Genomic DNA, 26,203 nt, shown 5'->3' with positions numbered 1-26,203 from the left:
ATTTTTTCCAAATCGAATAACAATAAACATGTAATTATTGTTAGTTAATAAAGATTAATATGTAATGTTTAAAGCATGCATTATTTGGATGAGATACTGATTTTATGAAAGTCAAAGATATTAAAAAAGCAATTACATATATTCAAGACTATCGATATAACGCTGCATTAAACAAAGAAGCAATGGCTGTGCTTGCTAACTTAGAGCACTCTAAAGGCAAACTACCTCAAAATATCAAAGAACAATGTGATAATTACGCTAAAAATATACTTGGTGATATCAAATATGCACCGTGGTTATATGTATACTCATTAATGCGTGGTGAGTTTAAACACGGTTGGATCCCCGATAACTACTATGGCAAAATTGTATTGCCTAAAAGTAACGGGATTAGTGGTACACCTGCTCAAATTAAAAACATTAGTGGTTCGCTATTAAAGTCTGATCTTTTCCCTGACCTAGTGAGCTATTCGAGTGGTATTTATAGCGCTTCAGCGACAAATGACGTTTTAAAACCAGAACAAGTAAAAGAGTATTTGTTTAAAGATCACGACACTGTTATCTACAAGCTGAATTCTTCTTTTCAAGGAAAAGGTATTCACTTTTTCCATAAAGATGAGTTCTGTTTAGATAAAGTAGCGAAGATTGGATCAGGTATATTCCAACGCCTTATCGTTCAGCATGAAATATTTAATGAGTTATTCCCCAAACCAGGTGCAACAATGCGCTTAACTACAGCGTTAACACCTGAAGGCAAAGTTGATGTGCGTGGTGCTTACTTACGTTTAGGTATTGGAACCGATGAATTTGTTAAGTCTTCAACCAATATTCGTGTTGGCATTGATTTAAACTCAGGTGAATTGTTTAGTAATGGCTATACCAGTGACTGGTTTGAAATAGACCAACATCCAACCACCAATAAGGCTTTTAAAGGGGTCGTTATCCCCAATTTTAAACAAGCTTGTGACGATGTGATCGCATTGCATAAAAACTACCCTTTTGTTCAATCTATCGGTTGGGATGTTATTATCAATGAAAACGGTGGCGTTGAAATAATGGAGTGGAATGCAGTCCATAACGGCATCAAATTTACAGAAGCCATTCAAGGACCGATGTTTGCAGACATGCGATGGACAGATAAAAAGTTCATTGCGGCATAATAGATTAATTGACTAAGGGTTGAGCAATATTGTTCAACCCTTTTTAGTTTAAAATCGTTTGCTGATATTCTTTAAGTGATAAGCCAAATTGTTTTTTAAACCGTTGTGCAAATCTTGTTTCTGACTGATAACCACAAAGTTGTGCTAAATCAAGCTGAGTATAATGCTGTTTTTGAAGTAACGTTAATGCATAACCCATTCTTAATTCAGCTAAAACGTCTCTGAACTGAGTTGATTCTTCACGTAGACGGCGAATTAAAGTCGATTTGCTTAATCCAAAATGCTGACACGCTGATTCAATACTATGTTGTTCCCCTGGCTGTTGTTTAAATAAAGCGACAAGCTTGTCACGCCATGATAAATCTTGTGAATTAAATAGTTGATGTAATCTACCGATATTTGCTAAATGCTCAAATAATGCATTCACTATGCACTCTTGTACGTTACGTGGTAACGATTTCGGCATATTAATAACATTCATAAATAAATATTCACCCGCGTGATCAAATTGATAATCAGGCGTAATATTGCTCGTTGCGTTGTGACGTGAACGATTGATGAGCTCTGTGGTCGGTTTAATGAAAAAACAGAGCTGCAGAGATGAAAATACACTCTGTGAGGGTTGGTTAATGAATGTATGTTGTGAGTGGCCAGAGGTTAATAGCCAATGCTGGGGATCAATACTAATCCAGTCATTTTGCCATTGTAATTTTTTTACACCTGTTTGTACCCAAACAATGGATGGATAGATAAAGGGAACATTACGTAATTGCTGGGATTTTTGACCACTGTAATGAATACATTGTACAATATCTGACATGTAACACCTCCCTTTAAAAGGTTGATATTAAAGATATAAAAAAGAAAGCCTCATAATAAAATACTATTAATGAGACTTTTCTTTTTCACTGTCATTAGAACGATTAACGCTGGTAATGAGCTGTAATAGTAGATTTAGCTAATGCTGTACCGTTTAGCATAAAGCTTACTAAAGCACATGATGCGTCATCTGGTACTTCCATTTTTTCACAAGGCAATGCCCATACGGTGAATACATAACGGTGAACACCATGGCCTTCTGGAGGGCAAGCGCCGCCGTAACCATTAAAACCGTAATCGTTACGCATTTCCAAACCAGCAGCAAGATGGGTAGATGCGCCTTCTGCAAGCTCATGGGTTGATGCTGGAATATTAATTACCTGCCAGTGCCAAAAACCACAGTCAGTTGGTGCATCTGGATCAAAACATGTAACAGCAAAACTCTTAGTGCCTTCAGGAGCATTTTCCCAAGCTAACTGAGGTGAGATATTATCGCCATCATTACCAAAACTATTAAATGAAAAACGTTTATCGTGATGCTGTTCTTCTGCAATGCTGTTACTTGTCATAGTAAATGTTGACATGATTATATACTCTATTTGTTGTCGATGGAGTAACTATACGATTTTTCTGCTGCTTGTTTTCATCTTTAAGTGTCAAAATTAGATTTTACTATGACAAATATGACATTTTATGTTCTTTGTTAATTGTTTTGACGTTTATGGTTGCGAGATATGATAAAAAGGCACGTTAAGAATCAAATCGATTAAAGGATAATTATTTAATGAAACTGATGCCCCTGCTCTTACTCGCAAACCTCTTCTCTGGTGCTGTTATGGCTCAGTCGACTTGTTCTGTTACTCACTTTGATGCCGTTAATATAGAACCAACAATAGAAGCTGTTAATTATGATAAACAAACCCAAATGGCAGCAGTACATCATTCAGCACCTATGCGCTGTGCAACAATTAGTTTTCAAACAACCCATACATTAAATAAAGTCGCTAATGCTATTAATGATGAGTTTGAAGCGACATATGCAGATATGACGACTGCAAAATCACATCTTATCACTTTCTCTGAGGATGATATTGATTCTGGCTATGTACAATTACGTCGTCATAAACCTCAAACTGTTTATGCATGCTTCTCAACGTCAAAGACACCCATTACATCAATTAGCTGCAAATTTGAGTAACTTACGTTTAATAAATATTACCACTTAACACCATAAAGAGATTAAATTGCTCAGTCTATTATGCTGTATATATAATCAGTGTTATTTTATCCAGTGTAATAGATGGACTTATATGCGCATAGAGTTAATGGTTAATAAAAATAATGTACCACAAGATGTTTTTTGCCAAGTAGAACGCGAGTTTTGCCGTCGAATGGCTATCTCTTGGCCTGATGCTTTAGTTCGAGTACGTTTAGGTGGTGCAAATGAATTAAATGTAGTTGGTGGTCTTAAAGAAGATAAACAACACGTCGAGTCACAACTGGAAGCCATGTTTGATGAAGCCGATGATTGGCTAGAGCAGCCAAGTTACGATATGTAGTGCGTTATAATTGCATATTGAGCTTGCTGATTTAATACATGATGATGTTACTGATTGATAAGCGTTTATAATAATTATAATGTTATTTATTGGTAGTTTTTATTATGAGCACGTTTATTTCAAAAGATATTTGGTCTGATTTTACTGCTGATCCTGAATTCCCTGGGTTTAGTTTTCGAGATACTGATGAAAGTAATGCCAATTGTGTCACTGCATTACTTGAGCGCTGGAAAGCAGGTACTATCGAAGATCCGCATCATCACCCTCACGATGATATGTCTATTATCGTTACTGGTGAGATTGCTATTCAATTTCACCTTCGAGTTGATGGTAAGTTAGTAAAAGATGGCGAACCAATGATCTTAAAAGCGGGTCAAACGGGTTACATTAAAGCCAATCGCATTCACAGCGTTGTGTATACAACTGATTGTGACATGGTCTATATTCAAAATAAAACATTTGGCTTTGAAGTCGATCATTAATCACTGCTAAAAATCGCACTTTCAAAAACTCTCACTTTCATTTGTGAGAGTTTTTTTATGGCTGTTTTTCATCGTTACTATCTTCTATTATGTTGATTAACAATAGATTTTTGATATGGAAGCAATTATGTAATGAAAAAATGAATAACACTTTTTAATTTTGTGGTTTTTATCGCAAGTTATTGAAACTATTCTGACTCAGTCACCCAATGCTAGATATATTATCTAAATGTTAAATTTTATGGTGTTATTATGTTTACTTTAATGACTCAATTTGTGTGTCCTAAATGTGGAAAGTCTGAATATCTTGAAGGGAAAAATATTATTCTGTGTATTTGTGGTTATCGCGTTAATTACATTGAAGCATGAAAATAACCGCTAATAACGTGATAAAATATCACTTAGCATTATTGATACTGGTACTTGAGTATTAGAAGGCGTGCTATATGCTTTACAATATTTATATGCAATGTCTTTTTGAGTATCGCTAGACAAGGTATCAAATTTTGTTTCTAGTGCTAGCGGTAAGTCTTTTAGTACATAAGTTAATGCATACAAATTAGCAATAGTTTGTAAGGCTTCGGTTGGTTGCTTGAGATCAAAAGGCGTAATTGAATGTATATAGCTAAAGCGAAAAATCTCAAGCTCATGTGCTGTTTTAACTTTGACGTCAGCATTAGCTAGAGAGCTGAAAAATAATGAAATACCAAGCATAGATAGCGTAATAAATTTTGTTGCCATAACCTTTACTCCTTTTGCATTGATATATGCCATTTATAGCACATATGCAGTAAACTACACATTTAAGGTTGGTTATAATATTGTAAATTATTTTATGAGTGTATTGTAACATTTCTTATCACTAATCTCGTCTGCATCCCGCCTATATAGCTGTCTTTTTTGATAGATATGACAATATTGCTGCAATAAATTCTACTTATTAATAGTTAGCGTTTTTAACAAATAACGATAAAATGCTTCCACTAAAATAGATAGAATTCAAATTGCTGGTGAATAAATGAAACATTTTTCCAAAAAATTCTCAAAAGTTGTTATGGCGAGTCTTGCATTAGTCTCTACCAGTGTCTGCGCAACACCTTCTGGCACAAATATGTCAATTTGGATTGATGTTGGTGGCCCTGTCGGTGGACCTTATGCAACGGTTGTTCAAAACGGAGCAAAGCAAGCAGCAGAAGATCTTGGGGCTAACTTACGGGTTGTTTACTCTGATTGGCAACCACAAAAAATGATTGAAAACTTTAAACAAGCCGTTGCTGCCAACCCTTCTGGCATTATTATTATGGGTCACCCAGGCGATAGTGCGTATCAACCTTTGGTTATGGAAGCTGAGAATAAAGGCATTAATGTCACTGCAATTGATACCGCTTTACCGGCAAGCATGAGCGCAATGCAAGATAAAGGTTTTGGTTATGTTGGAGTAAGTAATGCTAAACGTGGTATTAAATTAGCTGCCGAGGCACTACGACGAGGTCAATTTAAAGCCGGTGATCATGCATTAGTTTGGGGAATAAAAGACATAGCTGAAAGAAGTAAATCTACTCGAGGTATGATCAAGACCTTAGAACAAGCTGGTTTAACCGTTGATTTTCTTCAAATTTCACCTGAAACAGATAAAGATCCTTCATTAGGTACTGCTGCGATCACATCATACCTTGCCAGTCATATCAGTACTAAGCTTATCTTAGTGGATCATGGATCCCTCACCTCTCAAATGGCCAATTTCTTACGTAATGCAGGTGTTAGGCCTAAAGAAATTTTTGTTGCTGGTTTTAGTTTATCTCCTGCAACCTCAGATGCTATTCGTAGTGGCTATGTTCAGTTAGTTGCTGATAGTCAACCTTACCTAATGGGATATTTATCCGTTGTGCAAACCGTATTAAGTAAACGTTACGGATTCTCTGGTTTAGATATAGATACTGGCGCTGGGTTTGTTGATCTTAAGAATATTGATTTCATTGCACCACTCGCAGCAAAAGGTATTCGTTAATGTGCTCAAGAGCATTAATGCTAACAGATGTAAATAAGTGGTTTGGGCCTATTCATGCGTTGCGAAACATTAATCTTAGTATCAATGAAGGTGAAGTAATTGCCTTACTTGGTGATAATGGCGCAGGCAAATCAACCTTGATTAAACTGATTGCAGGAATTGAAGCATTTGATTCTGGTGAACTCACTATTCAAAATAAACTTGTTGATAAACTACACTATAATGTAAAAAATGCCCGTAAATTAGGGATTGAAACAGTGTATCAAGCAGGTTCGCTCGGTGAACAACAATCAGTGTGGCGTAACTTATTTCTGGGGCGTCATATTCGTAATCGGTTTGGATTTATCGACCAAAAACAAGAGCGCCAACAAGCACAACAGTTACTGAAGAAACTCGATTTTCGTGGTGTCGGTGCAAACATTGATAGCAGTGTGTCGCAACTTTCTGGTGGTGAACGTCAAGGTTTAGCCATTGGTCGCGCGATGCTATTTGATGCCAAATTAGTGATACTAGATGAACCTACCACAGCATTATCGTTAGGTGAAGTTGAGAAAGTATTATGCTTTATTGAACAATTGAAAGCACAACATCGAGCTTGTTTGTTGATTACACATAATATGAATGATGCTTATCGAGTTGCTGATCGTTTTGTGGTTATGGATCGCGGTACGATCGTTGCTGAATACAGTAAAAATGAGATGGATCAACAATCATTACAACATGCGTTACTAGCAGCTGTTGGCCGAGGTGCTGCATGAATACATTTTTTGTGAAACACCGCGCTCCTATTATTACTAGCTTAATGTTGGTCGGTTTATGGTTATTGTTTACGGTTTATAGCCCACAAACATTTACCCATATGCGTATATATACGTCTTTCATGTCAACGATCCCATTTACGGCAATGCTCGCTTTTTGTTTAACGCTATTGGTTATTGCTCGTGAAATTGATATGAGTTTTCCATCAGTAATTGCACTTGGTGGTTATGTTTTTGCAGCAACTTTTCAAACAACACAATCTGCGGTTATTGCTTTTGCAGCTGCGGCTATCGTAGGTATATTTTGTGGAGTGCTAAATGGACTGTTAGTTGTTTGTTTTAATATACCCTCGATTATTGCAACTATTGGTAGTCAATTTTTCATTGGTGGCTTAACAACTGTCGTTGCTGATGGATTAGCTTTAAGTTTGCCTCAAGTGCGTGATAGCTGGTTCCATACCATGATGGTGGGTCGAATTGCAGATATTATCCCTGCACAAGCAGTATGGTGTTTAGTAATTTTAGTCGTTTTATGGCTGATATTATCGCGCCATGTTTTTGGTGATAATATCAATTTTATTGGCGATAACCCTAAAGCTGCTGAAATGATGGGTGTACCTGTTGCACGTACTCGCTTGTTACTATTTGTTTTAATGGGATTAATGTCGGCGGTTGTGGGCGTTTTTGTTAGTCTTGAAATGAGCAGCTGGTGGCCAAATCAGGGACAAGGTTATATGTTACTTGTTTTTGCTTCGGTTTTTATTGGTGGCACATCAGTGCTTGGCGGACGCGGTACATTATTAGGTACATTTTTTGGTGCATGTATTATCGGTATTTTAGAAGCTGGTATTATTAGCGCAGGACTTGCAGGATTTTGGACCCGATTGGTGTATGGCGTAATTATCATTGCTTCGCTCATTATTCATAGCATATTGCTTAAACAGCACCAAGGTACATGGCGACGACTAATGCACTAATACAATATTTTAATATGACAAAACAAAGAGAGCCTTACCCGCTCTCTTTTTTGTTTGTCGATTACAACACAATCCAAGGCTGATGAGTTGTTAAGCTAAAAATAACGTGGTTATCATTAATAACGAAAGGCAGCGCTTCTTGAAATGTATCAATTTCATCTTGGTTATTACACGGCCAAAAGAAGTGAATACCATAACTTACATGTGCTAAACCTGATTGATGATCATCATCAAACTCAACCATATCCACCCGTAATGATGCAGTAGCAAATTGAAACCGAGCATCTTCTACATTGTGTTTTGAAAAAAGCATTGGTGAAAATTGTGATTCATGGCCCTGAACATAATCAATGATCGACTCTGCAATAGAAATAGATGGTTTAACCGTAAACGATATATTCTCTACCATAAGCTATGCTCCCCAAGAAAGTGATCCTCTATTAATCATAGTCGCTATTGCCAACAATATCATTAGATAAACCGCATACAAGTGACACCGTAACACTTTAAATATAATAGTTTAATAGAGCTGTTAACCGTAAATGATAAAATAATGAGACTAAAAATGGCTATTTTTCGATGCTAATTATGGCGGAATTTGTTCTTTATTAGGGTTTTTATTCGATCGCGGTATGATCTTTTATTTTTCATAAATACATGAATTTTATAGCTTTAATATCTCAGTCTTATATAATGTTCATTATAGCAGATCAAGTAAAAGACCTATAATAATGACGATCAACCCATCAAACTCCCTAGTACATAACGACTTCAATCTTCGACCAGGTACATTACGCCAACAAACAGCCGTTAGCCAACAGATCCGTCACCATGATCATTTTGTTTCTAATCCAGCTTTAGCTTATGTTTATTCTCTCGCCGCAACCGATACCACTGGCGGTCAGGCAAATGCGCGTTATACGTTAGAGCGTTTTAGCCGATTTTTATTAGGATCGAGTTTTGATCAAATTAATTGGATAATGCTAATCAGTAGCCCAGATCTTATTGAAAAAGCGATAGCTTCATTTTTGATTCATCGCGCTAAAACTAAAGCGACAATGAAAGGCTTAATTTATGATCCACAGCGGTCACTTAAGAATTTACATATTAATCCATTAAAAAAAGCACTACTGGTTGTTGGTGATTATTATTATCAGCAACAACAAATCTCGTTATCTCAAATAACGGCATGGCAATCTGTCATTAGCGGTTTTTCTGTTCATGAGCATAAAGAACAACAATTGGATTCAGGTTGGCTATCCCCTATTTCTGCACCTCAACCATTAACGATTGAATTAACCGCTCAAGCTCAGATAATGTTAGAAGCATTTAGTTGTTTTTGTTTAAGATCTTGTATTGAAAGGATGGATTGGCAAACAGTACTCTATGCACCGGTATTACAAACAGCAATGCAATCGTTTTTGTCATCACGTTTAACGATGAAAAGTACCGATAAAAAACAAGATTATGCTCCTGCTACTGCAGATAATTTGCTAAGAATGTTACGTGGTGTTGCTCATCATGCGTGGTTATCTGAGTCGATTTCTATTGAAACACTTCAGCGAATTAAGGCTATAAAACTGCCGCGAGGTTCTCGTCAATCAAGTGGTCGCTACTTAAGTTATGCTGATGTTGACCAAATATCGGCACTAACTTTAGCACAATCGAACAAGATTAAAGCGATAAGAGACAATGCAATATTTTGGCTAATGTATGAATCAGGCTTACGTCGGGCGGAAGTTATTGGGCTCGATCTCGGTGATATTGATCTGTATTTATGTAAAATTCGCGTAATGGGTAAAGGTAATAAGGAACGGTATGTACCTTTCTCAAAAAACAGTGATTTATACTCAGCGATTGAGCAATGGTTAACGATCCGATCGAAACATTTACAAAAAATATCGAGTTTTTTCTGTGGTGTTAATCGTTATCAGCAACTCACATCACAACGATTAACGACCCAAACGCTTAATGATCTTTGTAAACAAGTTCATCAAAATGGTTTTTCACGTCAAATATCACCCCATGATTTTCGTCATTCAGTAGCGACCAACCTATTACGCTCTGGATATGATTTGTTATTAGTCAGTAAATTTATGGGACACAGCAGTATTAACACAACTCAACGCTATGACCGTCGTACTGATGATGATTTACAAGGCGTTACACCAGGTCGTTAACGGCTCACATTATTCGATTAAGATTACATTAGTTGTAAAGCAGTCTGTAGAGTAAGTATTATTATTGTACAATCTTATTTTATATTTCTACTAAAGTGATATTGTATTCAAAATAACATTTGGATTTATGATGATGACGATTATTCGACTATTAGTGCCTATTTTATTTGCTAGCTTTCATATATCAAGCTCTGCATTAACTATTGAACAATATAAAAATCAATATGGATTACTGCCCTGCACTGGGTTAGAAACACGTATTATTAGTTTTGAAAAGAAAATAACAATGAAATTATCTAATGCATCTAAAAAAGAAAAAGCAGATCTTAAAAGAGAATATAAGGCATTAAATATATTGTATAAACAAAAAAGGTGCCATAAAAGAACACCTCGATAATAGTTATATTATCGAGGTGATTATGATGACAAGGAGTTTTATTTTATTAACTAAACAATTAGTGTATAGCTTAGGTATAAATTTAGAGCAAGAACGATAGCAATAATTATTAAACCAAGAATAGATACTATTTTATTATTTTTGTATTTACCCATGATTTTTTTGCTATTGGTAAAGTAAAGTAATGGAACAATAGCAAGTGCGATACCGAAGCTTAAAACTACTTGACTCATGACCAATATTTCAGTGGTATTAATAGCAAGTGCAATCACAATAAATGATGGAATCATCGTAATTAAACGACGTAACCACATAGGAATTGTAAATTTTACAAAGCCTTGCATTACTACATCACCTGCCATTGTACCTACGACTGTTGATGAAAGACCTGATGCTACTAATGAAATACCAAATAAAATAGATGCAGCTTTACCAACTAATGGCGTTAATGTTTTATAGGCTGTTTCTATTGCTGCAATATCTTGATGACCAGAGAAATGAAATACAGCAGCAGCCATTGCAACGATTGAAATATTAACAAACCCTGCAATAAACATTGCAATTAATACATCATATTTTGTTGAACGTAAACGTGTTGATACTTTTTCACCGTAAGTGTTTTTAAACAATGCTGAATGTAAATAAATAACATGAGGCATTACTGTTGCACCAAGAATACCTGCTGCTAAGTATATTTGGTGTGGACTATTTAATGTAGGAACAATTAATCCTTTTACTAATTCATGAGATGCTGGCGGTGCAATAAATAGTTCGAAAATGTAAACCACAGCAACTAATAATAATAAAGAACCAATAATAACTTCTAACGGTTTTTGACTTTTATTATTTAGCATTAATATCATAACAGTAGCTATCGCAGTAATGACAGCACCTTCCATCAAACTTATGCCAAATAATAATTGAAAACCAACAGCTGCACCGATAAATTCAGCAAGATCGGTTGCCATAGCAATTATTTCAGCTTGTATCCAATACGGAACTATTGCCCATTTAGGTAGATGATCACGTAAATGTTCTGCTAGATTTTTCCCTGTAACAATACCCAATTTAGCTGATAAATATTGAATCAGCATCGCCATCAAGTTTGCCCATAAAACTACCCATAGTAATTGGTAGCCAAAAGCTGAACCGGATTCGATATTTGTCGCAAAATTACCAGGATCTATATAACCAATAGCCGCAATAAATGCAGGGCCTAATAAAAGTAATTTCTTTTTTAATTTTAAACCAAATGGTGTTGGTTGCATATTAATAGCAATAGTTGCTTTATTCATAGTGACTCCTTTGTCATGAATCAAACTTACCCTTATTGTAAATGAGAATCAATATCATTTAGTGAGTCAAATATGGTTACTAATGTTTCATGTATGAATCTTAACTTATTGATAGGAAGTAGCTATTTCGAAATAGGCATAGGGTATTAAAAATGTATATTTTATCATTTAATGCGTTTATTATGTGAAATATATCAATAAAACGTGATCCTTTTTCAGTAATGTGTATTAAAGAGTTTTATATTTTACGAAAAATCGATATTGTCGTGATAGACAAATTATATATCTTTTACGAATTATAAGGATTATGGTTAATCCTTATTGGAAATAAGTGTATTTTGATAATATGAAGAACGTCATCGTTTTGTAAAATTCGATATTAATAATAAACACGTGTAATTATTAATAAACACCTCACTGCTGTAATTGAGGTAGAGAAATGGATGTTAAAAGAGGGATATAATATGGAAGCTGAAGTAAATAACACGACTCAAAATTTTGATACTGATGTAATTCAGCTATATCTTCGTGATATTTCTATGAAACCACTCTTAACAAAAAATGAGGAGATCCTCTATAGTCGCAAGGCATTAACAGGAGATGCCACGGCAAAAAAAATAATGATCGAAAGTAATTTACGTTTAGTTGTTAATATTGCAAAACGTTACCGTGGCAGCACAATTCAATTAAGTGATCTTATTGATGAGGGAAATATAGGACTTATTACAGCTGTTGACAAATTTGACCCTGAAAAAGGTTTTCGCTTTTCTACTTATGCTACATGGTGGATTAAACAAACAATTGAACGTGCTATCCATAATCAAAGCCGTACTATTCGCTTGCCTGTCCATGTATCAAAAGAAATTAATACGATAATACGAACGCATAAACATCTGCTAAATACTCAAAATAAAGAGCCAAAACATGAGGACGTCGCAGAAACACTCGATCGAAATGTTAACGAAATATCTACCCTTCTATCTTATGATGCTCCAATAATATCTTATGATCAGACAATCAACGACGATGCTAATTCACAATCTCTTTCGGTATTTTTAACTGATGATAAAGCCGTAAAGCCAGAGAGTCATTTAGATGATCTCGATATTAAACACATAACTTCTTCTATTCTAAATGCTCTTTCCCCGCGTGATAAAGAAATTATTTGTCGTCGCTTTGGCCTGCTTGGACATGAATCACAAACGCTTCAAGAGGTTGCTGATGAAGTAGGATTAACGCGCGAGAGAATTCGACAACTGCAAGTCATTTCATTGAAAAAGCTGCGTAATTATCTTCAGCGTGATAATTATGACATCTCTATTCTATTTGCTGATACAGCATGATAGATTGTTTGCTATTATTTAGAAGAGCACTAATGTGCTCTTTTTTGTTATTGTAAGGTTTGTTATGCATTTAAAATCATTATTAGTTGCGGGTTCTGTGTTATTTTTTTCAGGTTGTGCTAGTTACGGTGTAACTGAAAATGAAATGCAATCATACCTAAATAAAGAAACCCAATTTAATCATTCTGTTGGAATTCAAGGGTTGGCATATGCAACGGGTAAGTTTGATAATATCAAAGTTGGTATCGGTCGTATTGCTAAAGATAAAGTCAATGTCGCAGCAACGGCAACTGCTGACTTAGAGCTAATGGGTCAACCAACACAAAATATTTCAATAAAAGCCAATTTCAGTGCTATTCCTTATTACAATCAACAACAAGGTGCTATCTATTTAAAAGGCCTTAATATTGAATCTTTAGACATTACCCCAAAACGGTTAAATAATGTCTTAACGAAACCCGTAATTACGCCTATCGTTTCTTTTTTAAGCCAAATATTATCAACTAAGCCAGTATATAAACTCAATGATAATGAATTAGAGCAATCATTATTGAAAAAAACCAAGCCTGAGTTGGTTATTGAGAACCATAAATTAGTGTTAGAGTGGTAACATTCTATTTTTAATAAAAAGCTCTTTGCTATAAGAGCTTTTTAATTATTTGTTTTTGATTCCTCTAAATAGTGCGTACCAGATGCTTCATCTATCATCTTGAGTGCCCTTTCCATTTCAAAAGACCGTTTCATAGCATCTGCTGCATAGTCTCTTGTTGTGGGGGTTTGGCTAGTAATAATAAGCATTAATACAAAAATAATTGTTGCTACCGATAGTATTGCTGCAGTATATATTCGACGCGTAATGCGTTCTTCACTGGCTTTTATTTCTAATTTTACAGCCCGTAATACATCATAATTAGTAATGTTAGAACGTATTCTTTGTTTTTTATCCATTTTAAATTTTTTGTATTATTCACCTGTACGTGATTTTAACAAGCTAGACTGAATTTTAGCTGACATAGTTATATGTTTTCGATGATTATATATTCTGTTTAACATTATAAAGTTATAGTGCATTAGATTATTTAAAAATCAGAGCTTAATAGCTCTGATTTTGTGTTTAATAAAAAGTTAACACATATATTAATAGCAATGCCGCTAATAACCATACAGGCATGTTATATTTTTTAATTAACCCATAACCTACAATTACGGCAACGATATCAGGTATGGATTTAATTGAACTGCTAATGACAGGATCGATTAATGCACTTGCTAATAAACCTACAACACAAGCATTTATTAATATTATTGCTTGCGTTAAGCGCGGATGACTAAATAAAGCTTTCCAAGCAGGTAAAAAAGCAAATAAGAGTAAACTTCCAGGTAAAAACACCGCTATTGTAGCAATTAAGCTACCAATTATTGGCATTTGAGGTATTGCTGATGCACCTAAATAACTGGCCATGGTAAACATAGGTCCTGGTACTAATTGTGCAGAAGCATAAGCACTTAAGAAAGTATTATCCGATACCATTCCATCAAGCATTGGCTGTAATAGTGGTAATACAACATGGCCCCCACCAAAAACAAAACTTCCCGCTTGATAAAAAATTGAGAAGATCTTAATGCTCTCGTTGGTACTCGCGATTAATGGTAATAAAATTAATAACCCACAAAAGATCATAACTAGACCAATATGTGGTCGTATTGGTTTGGTAAGTGATTTATTGATATTTGGTTGGGTTTTAAATGACCATAAAAAACCAATGATACTAGCAATAATAATAGGTAGAATTTGACTAAATAACCCTTTACTAAACGCTAACCATATTACGGTTAATAGCGCTGTCGCGATGGTTGGCATTGATATAAGGTTTTTCTTTGCCATCCCCCATAACGCATCACTAACAACCACAACAGCTAATAATTTGGCAGCAGTAATGATATGTTCAACACTGGCTGAACCACTAAATTGATTGTTTGCAACCGCAAGAAATGTAAGTAATGCAAATGATGGTAATGTAAAACCAGCAAATGCAGCTATTGATCCTAAATAGCCTGCTTTTTTATAACCAATATACATTCCAAGTTGACTACTCGCAGGGCCAGGTAAAAACTGGCATAACGCAATAGCTTGGGTAAAATCATCGTTATTAAGCCATTTCTTTTTAACGACAAATGCTTGTTGAAAATAGCCTATATGTGCTGCAGGCCCACCAAAACTGCATAGTCCTAGCACTAAAAACTGCCAAAATACCGTTAACATTAATCACATCTCCTTTAGTGAAGTCATTATATTAACGATTGTTTGTTTATTACTGAAATCGTTTATACAGATACATATTATTATTAATATTGATATTGAATGGCTTATATTGTCGGCTGTTATTTTCAAGTCACGGATTATCCTTTATGATAGTAAGCAGGTTATTCTTTTGTAATAACAGGCAAAGTTATATATATCGTCCCCTACTTTGCTTTTCTCTTCTAAGAGTAAATGCTTATGCTAGAAAATCTTCAACAAATGGTAATCTTGGCTGCGATTGGCCATGAACAAAGTTTCACTCGTGCAGCAGATAGATTAGGCATCTCTAAGTCTCAAGTCAGTAAGCAAATTCGTTATTTAGAAGAACGTTTAGGTTGCCAACTTGTGCAGCGTAGCACGCGCACAGTAGCCTTAACTGAAATAGGGTTGCAGTATGCTGATTATGGTCAACAACTGGTTGATACCGTCAATGAAGCAGAAGCGATGGTCGCTGGTTATCGTAATGAAATAAAAGGTGTGTTACGCATAGGGATCGCGCAATCTTTTGGTAATATCCATATCACTTCTGCTTTAGCTGAATTTCAAAAACTCAATCCTGAATTAGAATTAGAAATCAGTCTCTTTGATCATCGTCCGAATTTATTAGAAGAAGGCTTTGATTGTTGGATAGCCATTCATGAACACCCACCAGAAGGCATGGTTGCACGAAAATTAGCTAATTGTGAGTTTATCGTTGTTGCTTCACCTGATTATATTGCACTAAATGGAAAACCAGTAACACCAGGTGAACTACGCCACCATAATTGTATAACTTACCAAAGCCGTGAGCGTAAATATGTCAATTGGGCGTTTTCTCGTGACGGTGTACAACAATCTATTCGAGTGCGAGGCAATTACCGTATAGATAACGCTCCTGCTGTATTAGATGCTGCTGTTAGTGGCTTAGGGATTGCGTATTTATCAACCTATTTAATGACCGATGAGATTGAAACCAAGAAGCTAATACAGTTACTGCCAGAGTGGAAAACAACGGTTGATTTACCGATTTATGCCGTTTATCCACGCAGAAAATACTTAGCACCTAAGGTGCGGTGTTTTATCGATTTCATGTCTGAACGTATGGCACAAGCACCGTATAAAACGCCAGCTGCTCTACGCTAGCCATACAACAACGCGGCCATGATAGCCGCGTTGTTTATTATTAAGTAAAAGCTGTTTATTCTACTGATTGTTTTTTCTGTGCCGGTAACGCATACATACGGCGTAATATCGTTTGTACGCCTTGTGGTTGGTCAGCTAATTTTTGTTCAAATAACTGACGCTCTGCGGCTGTCACTTGCTCAGATTCAATATCAGCAGCAATAAAGTTTGATGGGAATAAATGATAATTTTCGGTTATTTGTTTATCAATAATTGCGGCTAATTCATCAGGGGTTTCTGGCACATCAGTGATAACATCACCAAAGCTAACGTGGATGCGACGTTTCTGACCGACAATACCTTGGACGATACTTTCGATATCTTCAAATTCAGATTTCTCATACGTGCCTGTGGTTTCTTTTTGATAAAGCTCTTGCGCTTTTGCCAAGTCACAAGGGTCATTTTCATATGAAATTGCCACAGGAACAATATTGAGCCCACTCATAAACTCTGCAAACGGTAATTTTTGCTTGCGTCCTTCCATAAAGAACATTTTTAAAATTGCTGGATCGGTTTTGTCATTACCGTCTTTCGCTCGTCCTTCTTTTTGCGCAATCCAAATATTATTACCCGTAGTTAACGAATGCGAAATATAGCTAGAGAGTAATCCGAGTGACTTCATTAACTCACGCGGACCTTTAGCTGAGCGTTTAACAATAAAGCTTTTATTCAAACGCATTAGCTCTGTCGCACATGGCTTTTTAAGTAAATTATCGCCAATCGCAATACGAACAGTACTAAAGTTATTATTGAATAAACACCAATTTACCATGGCTGGATCCATCGCGATATCACGATGATTTGATACAAATAAGTAAGATTTATTGGGATCAAGCTTATCTAACCCCGTTACTGTTACACCGTCACATGAATGATCGATGGTTGCTCTCATATACTTCGCTACATAATCTTGAACATTTTTAACGCTGGTCACGTTTGACCATTTTTTCACAAGAAAACGTTTTATTAGCGGAATCAGTAACCAGCCAAACATACCGGAAGCATGAGGAAAGCGGTATTTTAAAATGGCATTGATAAAATCTTTATCATCAATCAGACGTTGGATAGCCCCTTTAACTTCGTCATCGTTGTAAGGGCGGATTTCTTTATAAATATCGTTATCTATACACACAATAAGGCTTCATCTTGAAAAAACTGGGTTATTTTACAGGTAAATACTATCTTTACCCAATAACCTAAATCAATAAGGAGTATGGTTGCAAACGGAACCACGCCGAGTCGCTGAATTTTCAACCACAATTAATCATAAAAAGTGCGTTCTAATGCAAAAACGACCAATCATACACTGATTTTGATTATTGTCGCCTATGCAATGTTGACGATGTAACAAAAACAGCCGAATATGTGTAGGATATCGAGTTAGAGAGACATTATGAAACAAGCTATTGAGTTTTCCCAAAACGAGCATCCTTTTCTTTTCGTCGGTTCTCGTCGTAAAAGTCACAATGCCTATTTTATTGTTGTGACCAGCGGCAGCATATTAATGCGCTTAGGTAAACATGAACATCTTGTCTCTAAAGGACATGGCTTCTGGGTTCCTTTTGATTGTTTACATGCATTAACGGTTTTACCTGGCACTTGCTTTTTTAAAGTCGCTTTTTCAATCCGTCTACAACAGCCATTATGTCGTGATGCTGGATTCTTTGTCGTTAGTCCACTGCTTGACGCTTTATTAGTTGAACTTACAAAGCAACCAGCAGAAAAACATGACTGGAATGGTGTTGAAGGACGTTTACTCAAAGTTATTGCAGATCAAATATCAAATCTATCAGCATCAACCCAATCACTATCGCCAGCTATTAATAAGCAATATCATAATGCATTAGCGTTATTACTTAACGGCAATAAAGTAACAGAGCAAGCTGCTGTTCAAGCTATCGAACCCATTGTTGGAATGACGATAAAAGAGTTTGAATCTTGCATTACAATACGTGAGGCGTTGAAATTAATGCGCTCAGGAAGAAAGCTGCCACAAATTGCTGCTCAACTAAATACATCTGAAGTGTTACTTGAAGCACTGGCAATGCCTATTTTGGGTAAATCCTTTTAATAGCGGTAGCAGATCGTTATAACAGCGCCCGTTAAGACTAATGGGCGTTACATTTATAGGCTATTAATCAAACGGTACATGGACTTGTAGTGAGACTCCATCATCCACATTACTCTTTGTATGCCAACGATAATCTAATCGAACATGGGTGCTATCGTTGCTAGGTTCACCAAAACCAATACTCATTTGGACGCCATGATTTAAGACCCACTGCTCGGCATCGACAATATCCTCAACCTGTTCATTATCATATTCTCTGGGTAACCAAAAACCTAAACCATAGTACATTGAATCATCATATTCAGTGAAAATGGGATGGTCGGAAAAATTATCACTCCATTTATTCCAAAAATCACTGGTGTTATAACCATGGTCTTGTTTCCAATGATTAAATTGCTTAGCTTGTTCGCTTGAATGAAGCAAAGGAATACTATCGTACTCAGTTTTTTGACTGCAAAACGACTGATTATATTGAAAAAAATCATTCGTTATTGAAGATTTTGGCGCTGGAATAAATTCACAAGAAAAAGCATACACAGATGACGAGTAAAATAAATTACCAACGAGTACAAGTATGCATACTTTAACTTTATTTACGCGCAATGATTAACGTCCTTGTTGTTCATCGTTAAACTTAAATCTGTTATCGTTACGTAGCATTGAAGCCACTGTAGGCGTCGTGTAGTGACTGATATCACTTTTATTGACCAATGCATTCCGTATCAATGTACTGCGTATTGGTAGCGTTTCAGGACACGCCATCACTTGCCACCGTTTGAGGATCTCATCAGCGTTATAAAAGCGCTGAAAGCTTAAAAAATTATCTGGACCAATGACAAAAGTTATATTGCTATCAGGATACTGTAATTGTAATGCTTCAAGCACAGCAAAGGTTGTGACAGCATTATCATCAATAGCAATTTGTTGCTCTAGTGTAGATAATTCTAGATTAGATTGACCAATATCACTGATAAATGCACCGACCAGATCACAACGGGCATTATAATCAAGCATGACTTTTCCCCATGCATGCTGATAACTCGGTAGGAGTAATACTTTATCAAATTGGCCTAAGCGCTCTAATACTGAGCGATGCCCTAAGCTTGGAGGGTTAAATGCGCTACCAAAAACTGCCAGTGTGTGTTTCATAAATCAATCAGCTAACCTCTGTTGCTACATCTTTGAAAGACAATCTATTGAACTAATTTAATAATATGATGCTGTTTTTATGCTAAAACAACATTATTTGAAAGAAATTTACGCTTGAGCATTGATCCTTAGTTAGAGTTATCGCATGATTTTGATAAAGGTGTAATGGCTGAGTTCTCATTTTTCCATTATACCAACTTAAGTGATTAATATTTGGGCAAAAGCCTTAAGGATTCATGACCCATGGAACAACTTATCCGTGACGAAATGCGTGTGCTGCCGACTATCGATGTTGAATATGAAATTCAGCGCCGTGTTGCTTTCATCCAGAAAAAACTCAAGCAATCTGGCTGTAAATCTCTAGTACTCGGTATTAGCGGAGGTGTTGATTCAACCACTTGTGGCCGTCTAGCTCAACTTGCTATTAACGATTTAAATGCCACTGCTGCTACTAACGATTATCAGTTTATTGCTGTTCGTCTACCTTATGGTGAACAACAAGATGAAGACGAAGCTCAACATGCTTTGCAATTTATTCAGCCTAGCCAATCGGTCAGTGTTAACATCAAAGCTGGCGTTGATGGCTTACATGCCAGTGCGTTACTTGGATTAGAAGGCACAGGGTTAATTCCAACTGATGCCGCTAAAGTTGATTTTGTAAAAGGCAATGTAAAAGCAAGAGCGCGCATGATTGCACAATATGAAATTGCAGGCTTAGTTGGTGGGTTGGTGATTGGTACTGACCATTCAGCAGAAAACATCACAGGCTTTTATACTAAATTTGGTGATGGTGCTTGTGATTTAGCGCCTCTTTTTGGCTTAAACAAACGTCAAATTCGTAGTATCGCAGCGAAGTTAGGTGCACCTGAGCATCTTGTTGCTAAAGTACCGACTGCCGATTTAGAAGAATTAGCCCCACAAAAAGCAGACGAAGATGCATTATTAGTCACTTATGACCAAATTGATGATTTTCTTGAAGGTAAACCCGTTGATGACTTTGTACGTGATCGTTTAGTCAGCATTTACCGTGCTACACAGCATAAGCGTCAACCTATCCCAACTATTTATGATATTGACTAATATTTTTAAATCATAAAGTTACAGATAAAATAAAAGGCCTAACGAAATGCTAGGCCTTTATTTTGTTATTTATTAACTGTTTATTTACATAATATTGCTTCAGACTGACCGATAATAAGTGCATTGAGTTCTTCCCATAGACCGTCACAAAGACCAGAACGATATACTGCTTGTTTAAAAGCAGGATGCTCATGTTGATACATTTTATAATGACGCGGCGAACTCTTACTGCTCGATCGTACATTGGCTAAACGATCACATACTTTTACGATCAAGGCTAAACGAGCAGCCTCTTCTTCAATATTTAAAGCTGCTAACCGTTGATTTATTTCTAATTTACGTTTAGCACGATCTTCTAACTTAACATCAGTGACATAGTTAACAGCATCAGCAATAGTAAAACCAAAATATTCAGCTAACTCATTAAAACTGGTATTTGTATCTTCAATAATATCGTGTAATTGAGCCACGATCATTGCATCTAAACCAAAAGGTTCGGCAAGTTTTGCTACAGCATCAAGATGAACAGAATACGGAAACTCTCCATATTTTTGATTACCATGGCGCTCTTGGGCAAATGCTTGTGCTGCTAAATAACGACTATCCATCTATACTTCCTCGGTACTTTCTTATTTTATTTTTCCATTGTAGAAGCAAAACATACCTTTATGCTAGTCGTTTATTTGGCATAATAATGATCCAAAAATAAAAAAAGAGCCTTACGACTCTTTTTATTAATTAGATAGTTACGAATGATAAGCTATGGTTATTCTTCTTCATCCGCAGCAAGCTCACCCGCAGCTTGACGACGTTTCATGTCAGCTTCACGAATTTCATTTGCAACAATCATGATAGCTTCACCGCTACTGATACCTTTAGACATAAGATCATGAATACGCTCAGCAGCTTCTTGTTGCTCTGCATGCGTTAATGTCGGCGTGTGATTATACATATCATTCTTCTTAACTTCGTAAACGGGTGAGTATTCTAGAAGTAATGTCAAACAATGTCACTGTTTATCCTCGCTGAACGCTAATTAGCCAGGATGGCCGTCTACTCGAGCTTGAGTCAGTATTGGAAAGTATACCACTGTAAAAATTGTGAATGCGATGATCCATAAAATAGCAGAGATAACATATGCATTAGTGGCGGCAATAGGCATTACAAAGACTAATAATGTTCTCGCAAGCAATGAAGCAAATAAACTTATAAATGCAACCACCATCCACATTCCAGTTTGTAATTTACGTCCTGTATGTCCTAACGAAACACGTGCCATCATAGCAAGTATCATTGAGCCAATACCACCAATAGCGATAAAGTGAATACCTATCGTAGGGCTGATGCTGTGATTGACATAACTGCCACCTAACCAAGCCAGCCCGATTATCATTGATAAATAAGCCCCATGTAGCGACCACAGCAACGGTATCATTAATGTTTTATGACAACGCCAACGACACATGCGTACTAAATTAGTCACCGCAGCAATAAGGTAAGTTGCAGCTAGCAGAGGTGGAGCAATTGTTACCGGTAAAAGAGTGAAGATTAACACTATCCAAATCGGTATTAAGGCAGCATATTCTAACAAGGGTATACGAGTAATTGGTGCTGTTTGGGTTGCTCGAGAAGTGAAAAATGGGATCACTCTACCGCCAACAACAAGGACTATCGCCGCAATAATTGTCAATGTTGATAAAGCTATCGCCTGTAAATCAAACGGGATCACCTTAAGTACCATCAAATGATATTTTATGTTGAGCAATGTAAACATAAGCAGTACTGGAATAAAAAACATATTACGCCATTGCTTAACTTTGATGATTGGTATTGCTAAAAATATCATAGCCATAACAATCCAAGCACAATCAATAACCATCCACAGATAACTTGGTGCCGCAAACATCAGTCCCAACCGCGCAATTAACCACAGACTAAATAAACCAGCGAGCTTTATCCCTTTTAACCCTGTTTGTCCTGTCCATGTCTGCACTGCTGTCAGTAAAAAGCCGACAATGACTGCGCCAGCAAATCCAAACAACATTTCATGACTATGCCACCACAAAGGGTTACTGTACATAAACTGGCTTATTTGAGGATCACCCGCCCAAAGCAGCCCCCATAGTGCTATTGAAACAACAGCATAAACTGCCGCTCCGATAAAAAATGGTCGAAAAGCAAGCCTAAATATCGGTGGGATTTTTTCTTCTTGTGCGCGATCGATAATTTGCATCATACAGCCCCTTATAAACATGTATAAATTATACATGTTTATAAGGCCATTACTACCCTTTCTATTTCTAGTTTTATATTATTGAATTTTAGATAAAAAAATGGCCATCACACTAACGTAATGGCCATATCATTCTAACTATAATTAATCATCATCACCGACATAATCAACAGGACGCGTGATCCGTTGAATATCTAAGATTGATATTTCACCTTGCCATCGTGTTTTTACAACACCAACACTTAACCAATAACGCCCTTCTGGAAGGTTTAATTTAGGTAATGTTGTCGGCCAATTTGAGTCTGATTCTTGACTCCAAATAGCATGCCATGTTGTATCATTAAGATCATATAATTTAATACTTAATGTCGGCGACGGGCAATTACCACTGTTTTTTTCAATGTTATCAATTCGCCAGGTTTTACTGTCTTTCCAACTAATTTCTTGTTTATCAGGCGGAGAGTTCAGCACAATCCATCCAACCCAAGGTGGCTTATTTGCAGCGGTGATAGAAAGCTTATATAGCCCAGCTGATACTGGCTCATCTAACCGTTGTGTTTGCACCGAAAAATAGCCACCATCATCGATAAAAGGCGCACCTTTTAATAGCGGCTTATTTGGCCATTGGGTCAACGTTATATTAGTAATATCACTGCGAGTTAAACCAACGACAGAAATTTTTAATAATTGTTGATTAAGATTTTGTTCAACTTGACGTTCAATTGATAACTTAGGTAACCAAGTCGGTAATACTTTACGCTCAAGACTATGACCGCAATCTTCTGTAATAGCTAAATTAAGTAATTGATCGAGATTGTCTGCTTGAACGCTATTAGGTGATTGTTGCCATGCTTGGATAATCGTCTGAAAAACGGCAGCAGTATCATCTTCAAGAAGTTCTTTATGCGCCATCGTATAAAGATCTTTTGAAATAAACCAATCAGACGCTGCAAATGCACTCGAAGGAAATAGCATCGAGTGCATTAACAATAATCCCATAAGCCAGCGTGCTTGCTTTGTTATTCTCACGGAATACAGACCTAAACGTTATGGCTTCATTCGGTATCCAACACCACGTAATGTCTCTATCTCAATATCAGGCAATTTTTGACGCAATTGCAAAATATGAGTATCAACAGTGCGTGTTGTTGGGTAGTGATTGTAGCCCCAAACTTGGTCTAATAGTTCATCACGTGTAAATACACGACCTGCATTTTTCGCTAAGAATACTAATAATTCAAATTCAGTACGTGTTAATGTCACGCTTTCACTACCATGAAAAACTTCACGGCTTTCTTGGTTAATACGAATATTACCAACAGAGATAATATTAATCGCTGCCATATCGCCATCTTCGCCACGCAGATGCACACGAACGCGAGCTAATAGCTCTTCTTCAGCAAATGGCTTAGTCAGATAATCTTTTGCTCCTGAGTCTAGCCCAATCACTTTATCGTTAATCGAAACCATCGCAGTTAATAAAATAACTGGCACATGTTTCTTTTTTAACCAACCTGACAAGTAGTCGAGTGAATCACCTTCCGGTAATTGACGATCGAGTACAACAAGATCTGCATCTTTCCACAATGCTTCGACTTTAGTGGCACAATCAGCGTATAAGCAGTTGTATCCGGCTTGCCTTAAGCAATCGAGTAAACCATCAGCAAGGTTACGGTCATCTTCAACCAGTAGCAGAGTTTGATTCACACGGTATCTCCAAAATAAACGTTGTTGGTGGACCAATGAGTTTCATTCGGCCCCCCATTCTATTAATCATCGATTCAACAATTGTTAAACCCAAGCCTAAACCTTGAGAACTAACAAAAGGCTTTCTTAAGCGAGACCAGTCTTTTGCGCCTAATTGCCCTTCATCTTGAACAACTAGCTTTAAAGTCCCATTCTTATACGATGACGATAAACTAACTGGTGCTACACCATACTTATGAGCATTAGATAATAAGTTATCAAGACAAGTGCCTAGCCAATAAATATTAACCAGCACACTTCTATCTTCACCTAAGTTCAGTATAACATCGTACTTTTCTGCTATATAACCTAACCATTCATTAAGTGATTCAACTTCTTGAACACTTAACTGTTGTTGGTTAGCTTGTAAGTAATCTTTACTCGCTTCAGCTAACTGACGCAAGCGTCGCGAATCTTCAGTTAAACGACGAAACTCATCATATAAAGCTTCAGGTAACTGATCAAAATGACGTCTAAAACCTTCAACAGTCATTGCTAAACTGGCAATTGGAGTACGCAATTCATGAGTTAGAATTTGTAACACTAACATCCGCTCTTCCATCGTACGACGGCGGATCCGGAACCGGTAAATACTCCAACTCAACAATAACCCAGCATTCATCACCAATAAGCCTATTAATAAATAATAGGTTACATGCGACTTATTATCTTCACGCCAACAAATATTACCATTTTTAGCAAGACAAAAATCATTTTGATCTAAGCGTTTAAAATGTAACTGATAACGATTAAGCATTTTAGACCAGGTTACTTGGCCAAAAACACGGTATTCATTATCGTTACGAACCCACAATTCACCATTTGAGATAAAAAATTGTGCACCAGAAATAAACGCATGAATCTCATCGTTATTCATTCGCTGCAATCGTCCTAAAATCGTTGTCGCTGCAGCAATTGGTCGTTCTTTTATGTGTAAATATTTACTGTATTTTATCGCCATATCCGGATGTTTCTGAATATAACGGTAGGCATAACTACCACCACCAGGATGAATATATCCTGAACGTACAAACCAACTTGATGGTAATTTTGTTTTAAAACATATAGCACGTGTAAATACAACCGGCTGAGTAACTAATGGCGATAATGGCCATGGTCCTTTACACGTTATCGAATTATGGTAGAGCTGACGCAATGCATCTAGTGGATATTCACCCGTTTGTGGTAATAATGTTTCAGGGACAAGTAAACGTCCTGGATATAAGCTCTGAAGTTTACGAAAATCGTATGTTGCTAAAGGCTTACGTTTTAGTATATCAGCACGAGCGGCATTTAACCGTTCAGGAAAAGTTTGAGCTTCTGCAAATGATGCAGCAGAAAATAATAGAGAAAAGACTAATACATACGTTTTCATGCTTTTAGTTTAACACTATAGAACAGTGTTTTGTCAAAAAAATGTTAACCCAATAACCATTTGAATATAGAACATTTAATTGAACATATCTCACTTAAAACACCATTT

Annotated in this window: 30 protein-coding genes; 14 read left to right on the top strand and 16 right to left on the bottom strand. The window is 36.5% G+C overall.

Translation table 11 applies throughout. The features are described from left to right. Positions 1 to 104: 104 nt before the first annotated feature. Positions 105 to 1,160 carry a sugar-transfer associated ATP-grasp domain-containing protein gene (locus PMAL9190_RS06580; RefSeq protein WP_087844454.1) on the top strand — a complete coding sequence of 352 codons (1,056 nt, stop codon included), beginning with the start codon at positions 105 to 107 and terminating at the stop codon, positions 1,158 to 1,160. Positions 1,161 to 1,203: 43 nt separating this feature from the next. Here PMAL9190_RS06580 and PMAL9190_RS06575 read toward each other — a convergent pair whose 3' ends face one another. Beyond that, entirely contained in the window at positions 1,204 to 1,980 is a 777-nt protein-coding gene (locus PMAL9190_RS06575) for a helix-turn-helix transcriptional regulator (protein ID WP_087844453.1), read from the bottom strand. A gap of 103 nt (positions 1,981 to 2,083) precedes the next feature. Then, positions 2,084 to 2,563 carry a YbhB/YbcL family Raf kinase inhibitor-like protein gene (locus PMAL9190_RS06570; RefSeq protein WP_087844452.1) on the bottom strand — a complete coding sequence of 160 codons (480 nt, stop codon included), beginning with the start codon at positions 2,561 to 2,563 and terminating at the stop codon, positions 2,084 to 2,086. Between the two features lie 200 nt (positions 2,564 to 2,763). Here PMAL9190_RS06570 and PMAL9190_RS06565 point away from each other — a divergent pair, with 200 nt between their 5' ends. The 3 genes from PMAL9190_RS06565 to PMAL9190_RS06555 all read left to right on the top strand — a co-directional run bounded on the left by PMAL9190_RS06565 (position 2,764) and on the right by PMAL9190_RS06555 (position 4,020). Next, positions 2,764 to 3,177: a hypothetical protein gene (locus PMAL9190_RS06565; RefSeq protein WP_087844451.1), complete on the top strand. Its 414-nt coding sequence runs from the start codon at positions 2,764 to 2,766 to the stop codon at positions 3,175 to 3,177. 112 nt (positions 3,178 to 3,289) lie between these two features. Next, positions 3,290 to 3,538, top strand: a complete 249-nt coding sequence (locus PMAL9190_RS06560) for a DinI-like family protein (RefSeq protein WP_087844450.1) — start codon at positions 3,290 to 3,292, stop codon at positions 3,536 to 3,538. Between the two features lie 104 nt (positions 3,539 to 3,642). Beyond that, positions 3,643 to 4,020, top strand: coding sequence for a cupin domain-containing protein (locus tag PMAL9190_RS06555; RefSeq protein WP_060997868.1), 378 nt, complete (start codon positions 3,643 to 3,645; stop codon positions 4,018 to 4,020). Positions 4,021 to 4,398: 378 nt separating this feature from the next. On the opposite strand, the gene PMAL9190_RS06550 is transcribed toward PMAL9190_RS06555, so the two are convergent. Continuing rightward, positions 4,399 to 4,761 (bottom strand): hypothetical protein, encoded by a 363-nt coding sequence (locus PMAL9190_RS06550; RefSeq protein ID WP_087844449.1) that lies wholly within the window; start codon positions 4,759 to 4,761, stop codon positions 4,399 to 4,401. 277 nt (positions 4,762 to 5,038) lie between these two features. Here PMAL9190_RS06550 and PMAL9190_RS06545 point away from each other — a divergent pair, with 277 nt between their 5' ends. Genes PMAL9190_RS06545 through PMAL9190_RS06535 form a run of 3 tightly spaced genes read left to right on the top strand, consistent with a single transcriptional unit; the run spans position 5,039 to position 7,763 of the window. Next, a complete protein-coding gene (locus PMAL9190_RS06545; RefSeq protein WP_235004310.1) occupies positions 5,039 to 6,028 on the top strand; it encodes a sugar ABC transporter substrate-binding protein in 990 nt (329 codons plus the stop codon). A gap of 17 nt (positions 6,029 to 6,045) precedes the next feature. Beyond that, positions 6,046 to 6,786 (top strand): ATP-binding cassette domain-containing protein, encoded by a 741-nt coding sequence (locus PMAL9190_RS06540; RefSeq protein ID WP_235004309.1) that lies wholly within the window; start codon positions 6,046 to 6,048, stop codon positions 6,784 to 6,786. Then, a complete protein-coding gene (locus PMAL9190_RS06535; RefSeq protein WP_087844447.1) occupies positions 6,783 to 7,763 on the top strand; it encodes an ABC transporter permease in 981 nt (326 codons plus the stop codon). Before PMAL9190_RS06540 ends, PMAL9190_RS06535 begins: the two co-directional genes overlap by 4 nt. Positions 7,764 to 7,824: 61 nt before the next feature. Here the strand turns inward: PMAL9190_RS06535 and PMAL9190_RS06530 are convergent, their stop codons facing one another. After that, positions 7,825 to 8,172, bottom strand: coding sequence for a hypothetical protein (locus PMAL9190_RS06530; RefSeq protein ID WP_087844446.1), 348 nt, complete (start codon positions 8,170 to 8,172; stop codon positions 7,825 to 7,827). 322 nt (positions 8,173 to 8,494) lie between these two features. On the opposite strand from PMAL9190_RS06530, the gene PMAL9190_RS06525 reads away from it, so the two are divergent. Together PMAL9190_RS06525 and PMAL9190_RS06520 are read left to right on the top strand one after the other, a co-directional pair. Continuing rightward, positions 8,495 to 9,943 (top strand): tyrosine-type recombinase/integrase, encoded by a 1,449-nt coding sequence (locus PMAL9190_RS06525; protein ID WP_087844445.1) that lies wholly within the window; start codon positions 8,495 to 8,497, stop codon positions 9,941 to 9,943. 130 nt (positions 9,944 to 10,073) lie between these two features. Further along, a complete protein-coding gene (locus PMAL9190_RS06520; protein WP_087844444.1) occupies positions 10,074 to 10,340 on the top strand; it encodes a hypothetical protein in 267 nt (88 codons plus the stop codon). Positions 10,341 to 10,390: 50 nt separating this feature from the next. Here PMAL9190_RS06520 and PMAL9190_RS06515 read toward each other — a convergent pair whose 3' ends face one another. After that, complete coding sequence (locus PMAL9190_RS06515; RefSeq protein ID WP_370738752.1) at positions 10,391 to 11,635, bottom strand: Nramp family divalent metal transporter; 1,245 nt, start codon at positions 11,633 to 11,635, stop codon at positions 10,391 to 10,393. A 464-nt stretch (positions 11,636 to 12,099) separates the two neighbouring features. Here PMAL9190_RS06515 and rpoS point away from each other — a divergent pair, with 464 nt between their 5' ends. Together rpoS and PMAL9190_RS06505 are read left to right on the top strand one after the other, a co-directional pair. Continuing rightward, complete coding sequence (gene rpoS / locus PMAL9190_RS06510) at positions 12,100 to 12,978, top strand: RNA polymerase sigma factor RpoS (protein WP_087844443.1); 879 nt, start codon at positions 12,100 to 12,102, stop codon at positions 12,976 to 12,978. A 64-nt stretch (positions 12,979 to 13,042) separates the two neighbouring features. Beyond that, on the top strand, positions 13,043 to 13,588 hold the full coding sequence (locus PMAL9190_RS06505; protein ID WP_087844442.1) for a YceB family lipoprotein: 546 nt from the start codon (positions 13,043 to 13,045) through the stop codon (positions 13,586 to 13,588). A gap of 41 nt (positions 13,589 to 13,629) precedes the next feature. On the opposite strand, the gene PMAL9190_RS06500 is transcribed toward PMAL9190_RS06505, so the two are convergent. Both PMAL9190_RS06500 and chrA read right to left on the bottom strand, forming a co-directional pair. Then, positions 13,630 to 13,926, bottom strand: a complete 297-nt coding sequence (locus PMAL9190_RS06500; protein ID WP_087844441.1) for a hypothetical protein — start codon at positions 13,924 to 13,926, stop codon at positions 13,630 to 13,632. 166 nt (positions 13,927 to 14,092) lie between these two features. Beyond that, positions 14,093 to 15,241, bottom strand: a complete 1,149-nt coding sequence (gene chrA, locus PMAL9190_RS06495; protein ID WP_087844440.1) for a chromate efflux transporter — start codon at positions 15,239 to 15,241, stop codon at positions 14,093 to 14,095. 237 nt (positions 15,242 to 15,478) lie between these two features. Between chrA and PMAL9190_RS06490 the strand changes: the two genes are divergently transcribed. Further along, positions 15,479 to 16,402, top strand: coding sequence for a LysR family transcriptional regulator (locus tag PMAL9190_RS06490; RefSeq protein ID WP_087844439.1), 924 nt, complete (start codon positions 15,479 to 15,481; stop codon positions 16,400 to 16,402). Positions 16,403 to 16,457: 55 nt separating this feature from the next. On the opposite strand, the gene PMAL9190_RS06485 is transcribed toward PMAL9190_RS06490, so the two are convergent. Continuing rightward, positions 16,458 to 17,573: a 1-acyl-sn-glycerol-3-phosphate acyltransferase gene (locus PMAL9190_RS06485; RefSeq protein WP_087844438.1), complete on the bottom strand. Its 1,116-nt coding sequence runs from the start codon at positions 17,571 to 17,573 to the stop codon at positions 16,458 to 16,460. Between the two features lie 261 nt (positions 17,574 to 17,834). Here PMAL9190_RS06485 and PMAL9190_RS06480 point away from each other — a divergent pair, with 261 nt between their 5' ends. Further along, on the top strand, positions 17,835 to 18,512 hold the full coding sequence (locus PMAL9190_RS06480) for an AraC family ligand binding domain-containing protein (protein ID WP_087844437.1): 678 nt from the start codon (positions 17,835 to 17,837) through the stop codon (positions 18,510 to 18,512). Positions 18,513 to 18,575: 63 nt separating this feature from the next. Here the strand turns inward: PMAL9190_RS06480 and PMAL9190_RS06475 are convergent, their stop codons facing one another. Both PMAL9190_RS06475 and PMAL9190_RS06470 read right to left on the bottom strand, forming a co-directional pair. Further along, complete coding sequence (locus tag PMAL9190_RS06475; RefSeq protein WP_087844436.1) at positions 18,576 to 19,115, bottom strand: hypothetical protein; 540 nt, start codon at positions 19,113 to 19,115, stop codon at positions 18,576 to 18,578. Between the two features lie 3 nt (positions 19,116 to 19,118). Continuing rightward, positions 19,119 to 19,661: a nicotinate-nicotinamide nucleotide adenylyltransferase gene (locus tag PMAL9190_RS06470; RefSeq protein ID WP_087844435.1), complete on the bottom strand. Its 543-nt coding sequence runs from the start codon at positions 19,659 to 19,661 to the stop codon at positions 19,119 to 19,121. A 243-nt stretch (positions 19,662 to 19,904) separates the two neighbouring features. On the opposite strand from PMAL9190_RS06470, the gene nadE reads away from it, so the two are divergent. Then, positions 19,905 to 20,741 carry an NAD(+) synthase gene (gene nadE / locus PMAL9190_RS06465; RefSeq protein WP_087844434.1) on the top strand — a complete coding sequence of 279 codons (837 nt, stop codon included), beginning with the start codon at positions 19,905 to 19,907 and terminating at the stop codon, positions 20,739 to 20,741. An 80-nt stretch (positions 20,742 to 20,821) separates the two neighbouring features. Here the strand turns inward: nadE and PMAL9190_RS06460 are convergent, their stop codons facing one another. From PMAL9190_RS06460 to vxrA, 6 genes are all read right to left on the bottom strand, one after another. Beyond that, on the bottom strand, positions 20,822 to 21,349 hold the full coding sequence (locus PMAL9190_RS06460) for an HD domain-containing protein (RefSeq protein WP_087844433.1): 528 nt from the start codon (positions 21,347 to 21,349) through the stop codon (positions 20,822 to 20,824). Positions 21,350 to 21,507: 158 nt separating this feature from the next. Beyond that, positions 21,508 to 21,693, bottom strand: a complete 186-nt coding sequence (locus PMAL9190_RS06455) for a YoaH family protein (RefSeq protein ID WP_087844432.1) — start codon at positions 21,691 to 21,693, stop codon at positions 21,508 to 21,510. 84 nt (positions 21,694 to 21,777) lie between these two features. After that, positions 21,778 to 22,977: an NnrS family protein gene (locus PMAL9190_RS06450; RefSeq protein WP_306341444.1), complete on the bottom strand. Its 1,200-nt coding sequence runs from the start codon at positions 22,975 to 22,977 to the stop codon at positions 21,778 to 21,780. Between the two features lie 141 nt (positions 22,978 to 23,118). Further along, positions 23,119 to 24,003: a DUF2861 family protein gene (locus tag PMAL9190_RS06445; protein ID WP_235004308.1), complete on the bottom strand. Its 885-nt coding sequence runs from the start codon at positions 24,001 to 24,003 to the stop codon at positions 23,119 to 23,121. Positions 24,004 to 24,021: 18 nt separating this feature from the next. Further along, the gene (locus PMAL9190_RS06440; protein WP_065167511.1) at positions 24,022 to 24,681 is read right to left on the bottom strand and encodes a response regulator transcription factor; all 660 of its coding nucleotides are present in this window, start codon (positions 24,679 to 24,681) and stop codon (positions 24,022 to 24,024) included. Next, a complete protein-coding gene (gene vxrA, locus PMAL9190_RS06435; protein WP_087844429.1) occupies positions 24,656 to 26,095 on the bottom strand; it encodes a sensor histidine kinase VxrA in 1,440 nt (479 codons plus the stop codon). Before vxrA ends, PMAL9190_RS06440 begins: the two co-directional genes overlap by 26 nt. Between the last annotated feature and the right edge of the window lie 108 nt (positions 26,096 to 26,203).

Origin of the sequence: Photobacterium malacitanum (assembly GCF_900185615.1) — a bacterium.
Classification (GTDB): domain Bacteria; phylum Pseudomonadota; class Gammaproteobacteria; order Enterobacterales; family Vibrionaceae; genus Photobacterium; species Photobacterium malacitanum.
Note: the sequence above shows the minus strand (reverse complement) of the source record. Positions and strands in the feature narration are given on the sequence as shown.